We start from the raw sequence: 5,828 nt of genomic DNA on the forward strand, positions 1-5,828 counted from the left end.
CCACCCACTCCGCCGGGAGCCGGCCGAGCGCGCAGTGCACGGTGCCGGTGCGGGGCGGCCGGGCGGTGCCGCCGGTGCCGCCGGTGCCGCCGGTGCCCTCCGGAGCGTCGGGGGTCCAGACGCCGGGCAGGAACACGGCCTCGCCCACGAAGCTGGCCACCCACGGGGTCGCCGGCCTGCGGTAGACCTCGTCGGGCCGGCCGAATTGCAGGATCTCCCCGAGGCGCATGACCGCCACGTAGTCGGCGACGGAGAGCGCCTCGGCCTGGTCGTGGGTGACGAGGATGCCGGTCATGCCCTCGACGCGCAGCAGGGCCCGCACCTCGTCGCGCAGGTCGCCGCGCAACAGCGGGTCGAGCGCCCCGAACGGCTCGTCCAGCAGCACGACGTCGGGCACGCCGGCCAGCGCCCGGGCCAGCGCCACCCGCTGGGACTGGCCGCCGGAGAGCTGCGCCGGCAGACGGTCGGCCAGTGCGGTGAGGTCGACGAGCGCGAGCAGATGCCGCACCCGTTCGCTCCGGGCCTGCTTCCGCGCCGCTCCGCGCACCCCGCCGATCGCGGCCTTCTTGCCCGTTCCGAGTCCGAAGGCGACGTTCTCGGCGACGGTGAGGTGCGGGAACAGGGCGGCGTCCTGCGGCACCCAGCCGATGCGCCGCTTTTCCGGGGCGAGGTGGATGCCGTGGGTGGCGACCATCCTCCGGCCGAGCCGGATCTCGCCGGAGCGGGCGCGCACGAGGCCCGCGATCGTGCGCAGCAGCGTGGTCTTGCCGCATCCGCTCGGGCCGACGATCGCGACCAGGGATCCCTCGGGCACGTCGAGCGAGACGCCGCGCAGCACCGGCTCGGCGTCGTAGCCGACGACGACACTCGTGAGGGAGAGGATGGTCATGCCGGTGTTCCGTCCGTTCGGGCCCGGCCTGCCCCGGAGAGCAGGAAGGCGGGCACCGCGGCGACGAGGATCAGCGCGGCGGCGTAGGGGGCTGCGGCGCCGTAGGCGGAGACATCCGTTCTCGCCCACAGCTCGACGGCGAGCGTGTCGGTGCCGGTGGGGCGCAGCAGCAGGGTGGCCGGCAGCTCCTTCATGGCCGTGACCATGACAAGCAGCGCCGCGGCGCCGATGCCGGGGCGGGCCAGCCGCGCGGTGACGAGCCACCAGGTCTGCAGCCGGCCGTAGCCGAGCGTGCGGGCGACGTCCTCGAGCGAGGTGGGCACCTGGCCGATGGAGGTGCGGATGGCGCCGATCGCCTTGGGCATGAACAACACCCCGTAGGCGAAGGCGAGCACCGCGGCGGTCTGGTAGAGCGCGGGCACCACGGAGAGCGAGAAGAACACGAGCGAGAGGCCCACGACGATGCCGGGCAGGCCGAGCGCGAGGTAGCCGGCGGATTCGATCGAGCGAACCAGGCGGCCGCGGTAGCGGGCGGCGAGCGCGCCGATCGGCAGCGCGAGCGCCACCGCGATGACCGCGCCGCCGGCGGACAGCGCGAGGGTGTTGAGGAGGGCCTGGCCGAGGTTGGCGAGGTCGAGCGCCCGGAGCGTCTCGGCCTCGAACAGCCGCACGAACAGCTCGGCGACGGGCACCCCGACGGCGAGCACGGGCACGGCGACCAGCAGCAGCAGGGCCGGGGCGCTCCAGCGGCCGAGGCGCACGATGCGACGGGTGGCCACGCCGGACACCGCCCCGAACTGCCGCTGCGCACGCCCGCGGGCCGTCTGCTCCCCCAGCACGACGAGCAGGGCCAGCAGCACGAGCACCGTCGCGAGGATGGCCGCGTAGTTGCGGTTGAAGCTGGCGCCATAGGCCTGCTGGATCGCGGTGGTCAGCACCGGGAAACGGAACAGCGCGACCCCGCCGAAGTCGGCGAGCACGTACAGGCAGACCAGCAGGGCGCCGGCCAGGGTGGCCGGACGCACCTGCGGCCAGGTGCCGAGCCAGAAGGCCCGCCACGGCCCGCGGCCGAGCGTGCGGGCGACGTCGTCGAGGCCGCTGGTGCCCGCCCGGAGCGCCGCCGTCACCGGCAGGGAGACATACGGCACCGACACCAGGGTGAGCACGAACCACGACGGCCAGAACCCCTGCAGGGTGGGCGCCGCTGCGAGCCAGCCGTACGCCGCAAGGTAGGAGGGCACGGCCAGCGGCAGCGCCGCGAGCACCACCCACAGGCTCCGCCACCGCAGCCGGGCGCGGGCCAGGAGGAACGCCGTGGGCACGCCGAGCAGCACGGTCGAGGCGGTGACCGCCGCCGCGAGGGTGACCGTGTTGAGCAGCAGCCGCGGCACCCGAGGGCGCCCGAGCACCCGGACCACGTCGTCGAGGCCGCTGCCGCCGACCCGCACGAGCAGGTAGATCAGCGGGATGGACGCCAGCAGGCAGGCGAGCACCGCGAGCAGCAGCAGGGGCCGGGGCGGGCGCCTGCTGCTGCTCGTGCTGTTCGGTTCGGGCACGGATGTCGGTGGCTCGTTCAGCCCTGACATCACGGGCCCCGATGACGCTGGTGGGACATCCGTCTCCTGGTCGACGCTTCGTGGGGTGGCGGTACGCCCGTTCCCCTACAAGAGACCGTACTGCGCGAGGAGCTCCTGCGTCTTTTCGAGCGAGTCGAGGTCGGCCAGGTCGAAGCCCGTGTTTGCGAGGCTTTCGAGCGTGGGCAGGCCCTTCGGCGCGTCGATGCCGGGCAGCAGCGGGTACTCGAAGGTCTTGTCGACGAAGTACTGCTGGCCCTTCTCCGACACGAGGTATTCGATGAAGGCGAGCGCGTCCGGGTCGCCGGCGGCTTGCTTGAGGATGGCCGCGCCGGACACATTGACGATGCCGCCCGGGTCACCCGGCAGGAACTTGAGCTGCGCGCGCATGTTGTCGGCGCCCACCTCGGCGGCCTTCTCGTACCAGTAGTAGTGGTTGATCAGGGCGAGCTCGAGCTGGCCGGCGTCGACGAGGTCGAGCGTGGCGCCGTTCTTCTCGGTGAGCACGGGGGCGTTCTCGCTGATGCCCTTCACCCAGGATTCGGCGGCCATCTCGCCCTCGAGCACGCGGTACGCGGTGACGAAGGACTGGAAACTGGCGTTGCCGGGCGGGAAGCCGACCTTGCCCTTCCAGCCGGCGTCGGTGAGCTCGTCGACGGTGTCCGGCACCTCATCCTCGGTGAACTTCTTGCCGTCGTAGGCGATCACCCGGGCGCGCCCGGTGACGCCGATCCAGCTGGCGTCGGTGGAGGTGTAGTCGGCGGGGATGCTGTCGGCCAGGTCTGCGGGGATCTTCGCGACGAGGTCGTTGTTGGCGAGCGAGCCGAGCGCGCCGGCATCCTGGGAGAGGAAGACCTGGGCCGGCGTCTTCTCACCCTCCTCGAGCAGCAGCGCGTTCAGCTCGGCGCTCGGTCCGTAGCGGGCCTCGACCTCGATTCCGGTGTCCTCGGTGAACTGCTCGATCAGCGGGGCGATCAGCGCCTCGTCGCGGCCGGCGTAGAGCGTGAGCTTGCCGTCGCTCTCGATGGCTTCGGTGGATGCCTTCGGCCCGGTGCCGGCGGGGCTGCAGCCGGTCAGCGCGAGGGCGGCAACGACGAGGCCGGCGCCGTAGACGAGCCTCCGGCGGGATGCGGCGGGGCGCAGGCGCGGGCGTGCGGACAGGAGTGGTGCGTGCATAAGAGTGTTTTCTCCGTGCTCGATGGACAGCGTGCTCAGTGGACAGCGTGCTCAGTGGACAGCGTGCTCAGTGGACAGCGTGCTTGATGGACAGAACGACCGCACGTCATCGGGCAGTTAGGTAAGCCTAACCTATGCTTGAGGCGGCGGGCAATCCGCGCTGCGCGGCGGGGGCATCCGCTCTGTGCGGCGGGGGCTCAGCCGGCGTAGATGCGCGAGCTGCCCGCCTCGAACTCGTCGAGGTCGCCGGTCTCGCCGGAGCGGATTGCTCGGCGGCCGGCGACGAGCATGTAGGCCAGGAACGCCGCCAGGGCGAGGGCGCCGATGCCGATCTTGACCGGCCACGGCCAGGGCGCCGGAGTCACGAATCCTTCGATCACGCCGGAGATGAAAAGCACGAAGACCAGGCCGATGGCCACCGTGAAGAGCGCCCGGCCGTCCTGCGCGAGAGCCTGGCCTCGGGTGCGCGTGCCCGGGGCGATCCAGGCCCAGAAGATCCGCAGGCCGCCGGCTGCCGCCACGAAGATCGCGGTCAGTTCGAGCATCCCGTGCGGAGCGATATAGAGGAAGAAGACGTCTCCCTTGTCGTAGGCGAACATGACGGCGGCGCTGACGCCGAGATTCTGGGCATTCTGAAGCACGATGTACGGAACGTAGACGCCGAGGATGCCGAAGGCGATGCACTGCGCGGCGATCCAGGCGTTGTTCGTCCAGACCAGGCCGGTGAAGGATGCCGCGGGGTTCTCCGAGTAGTAATCGACGAAGTCCTCGTTCGCTAACTGCCGGAGCTGCGCATCCGAACCGAAATTCGCGAGCACCTGCGGGTTGGAGAAGGCCCAGGCCGCGTAGAGTCCGGCGACGACGAAGGTCACGACGGCCACGCCGAGGGTGATCCAACGCAGGCGGTACAACGCGGCCGGCAGCTGGAGCACGAAGAACCGCGGCAGTTGCGAGAGCACACCGGCACCCGCACCGGTGAACCTCAACCGGGCCCGCGACAGCGCGACGGACAACCGGTCCCCCTGCACCGTCGACCCGGCGGCCGTCTTGATCGCCGACAACTGGGCCGCGCCGGCCTGGTACCGCTCGATCAGTTCGTCGGATTGCTCGCCGCTGAGCACCCGGCGCCGGGCCAACTCGGCAAGGCGATCCCATTCTTCGCGGTGCGCGGCTGAGTAGGCATCGAGGTCCATCTGCTTCAATAGTATTCATGGCGGAGCCGCGGATGTCGGTAGCCCACGGTGACGATGCCCGGGGCGATCATGAGGTCGTGACGGGGGAGGCCGTCGCCCTCGATGTGCGCCCCGCCAGTGTCATCCTCCGCGGCGCCGGCACGATCATCGACTGCGTCGCCTACCTGGCGATCTTCCTGGTCGTCTTCCTCGGGATCGGCTGGCTGACGGGCGACACCGACAGCGCACTCGCGCGGGCACTGCTCATCGCCGGGCCGGTCTTCTCGATCCTGATCGTGCCGATGGTCGTGGAGACGGCGACGGCCGGCCGGTCGCTCGGCAAACTGGCGGTCGGCGCGCGGATCGTGCGGGACGACGGCGGGGCCATCCGGCTGCGGCACGCCTTCATCCGCGCCCTCGTCGGCGTGATCGAGATCTACCTGACCATCGGCGGGCTGGCCGTCATGACGGCGCTGCTCAACGGCCGGTCGAAGCGCCTCGGCGACATCCTGGCCGGCACCTACAGCCAGCATGAACGCGTGCCCCGGCTTCCCCCGGCCGCGTTCGGCCTCCCGGTGCAGCTGGCGGCGTGGGCCGAGACGGTGGATGTGGCCCCGCTCCCCGACCGGTTGTCCCGTCGGGTCGCCCAGTTCCTGCTTCAGGCGTCGAAGATGACGCCGGCCACGCGGAGCCGGCTGGCGTCCTCGCTGGCTGCCGAGGCATCCGTGTTCGTCTCGCCGGTGCCGGACGTGCCCGCCGAAGTCTTCCTGGCCGGCGTCGCGGCCGTGCGCCGCGACCGCGAGCATGCGGGCCTGATGCTGCAGCGGGCGCGGCTCGAGCGGCTGAAGCCGGTGCTCACCGCCCGCCCGCACCACTTCCCCGAGCGCTGACGCGCCTCGGCAGCCTCGACCGCCGGGTCGTGGAGACGCGTTAGCGCAGAAAACGGCCACCCGGGGGTGGCCGTTAACGCAGGAAAGCCACCCCGAAGGATGGCTTTCCTTAACGCAAAATGGCCAC

Annotated in this window: 5 protein-coding genes; 1 reads left to right on the forward strand and 4 read right to left on the reverse strand. The window is 71.4% G+C overall.

Features of this window, described 5'->3' with window-relative positions; genetic code table 11:
* The 4 genes from E3T33_RS07240 to E3T33_RS07255 form a co-directional block, all read right to left on the reverse strand.
* On the reverse strand, positions 1-889 hold an 889-nt coding region (locus tag E3T33_RS07240; RefSeq protein WP_134575041.1), incomplete at its 3' end, for an ABC transporter ATP-binding protein.
* Entirely contained in the window at positions 886-2,475 is a 1,590-nt protein-coding gene (locus E3T33_RS07245) for an iron ABC transporter permease (protein WP_092325168.1), read from the reverse strand. The genes E3T33_RS07245 and E3T33_RS07240, both read right to left, overlap by 4 nt.
* Before the next feature lie 75 nt (positions 2,476-2,550).
* Positions 2,551-3,639 carry an extracellular solute-binding protein gene (locus E3T33_RS07250; RefSeq protein WP_092325170.1) on the reverse strand — a complete coding sequence of 363 codons (1,089 nt, stop codon included), beginning with the start codon at positions 3,637-3,639 and terminating at the stop codon, positions 2,551-2,553.
* A gap of 197 nt (positions 3,640-3,836) precedes the next feature.
* Complete coding sequence (locus E3T33_RS07255; protein ID WP_092325172.1) at positions 3,837-4,832, reverse strand: stage II sporulation protein M; 996 nt, start codon at positions 4,830-4,832, stop codon at positions 3,837-3,839.
* A 32-nt stretch (positions 4,833-4,864) separates the two neighbouring features.
* Between E3T33_RS07255 and E3T33_RS07260 the strand changes: the two genes are divergently transcribed.
* On the forward strand, positions 4,865-5,701 hold the full coding sequence (locus E3T33_RS07260) for an RDD family protein (protein ID WP_198417255.1): 837 nt from the start codon (positions 4,865-4,867) through the stop codon (positions 5,699-5,701).
* Positions 5,702-5,828 lie beyond the last annotated feature (127 nt).

The organism is Cryobacterium sp. TMT1-2-1 (assembly GCF_004403955.1).
Classification (GTDB): Bacteria; Actinomycetota; Actinomycetes; order Actinomycetales; family Microbacteriaceae; genus Cryobacterium; species Cryobacterium psychrotolerans.

Excerpts from the sequence above, each read along its gene's own strand:
- E3T33_RS07260 (WP_198417255.1), top strand. The coding sequence starts at position 4,865 with ATGTCGGTAGCCCACGGTGACGATGCCCGGGGCGATCATGAGGTCGTG.
- E3T33_RS07245 (WP_092325168.1), bottom strand. The coding sequence starts at position 2,475 with ATGTCAGGGCTGAACGAGCCACCGACATCCGTGCCCGAACCGAACAGC.
- E3T33_RS07255 (WP_092325172.1), bottom strand. The coding sequence starts at position 4,832 with ATGGACCTCGATGCCTACTCAGCCGCGCACCGCGAAGAATGGGATCGC.
- E3T33_RS07250 (WP_092325170.1), bottom strand. The coding sequence starts at position 3,639 with ATGCACGCACCACTCCTGTCCGCACGCCCGCGCCTGCGCCCCGCCGCA.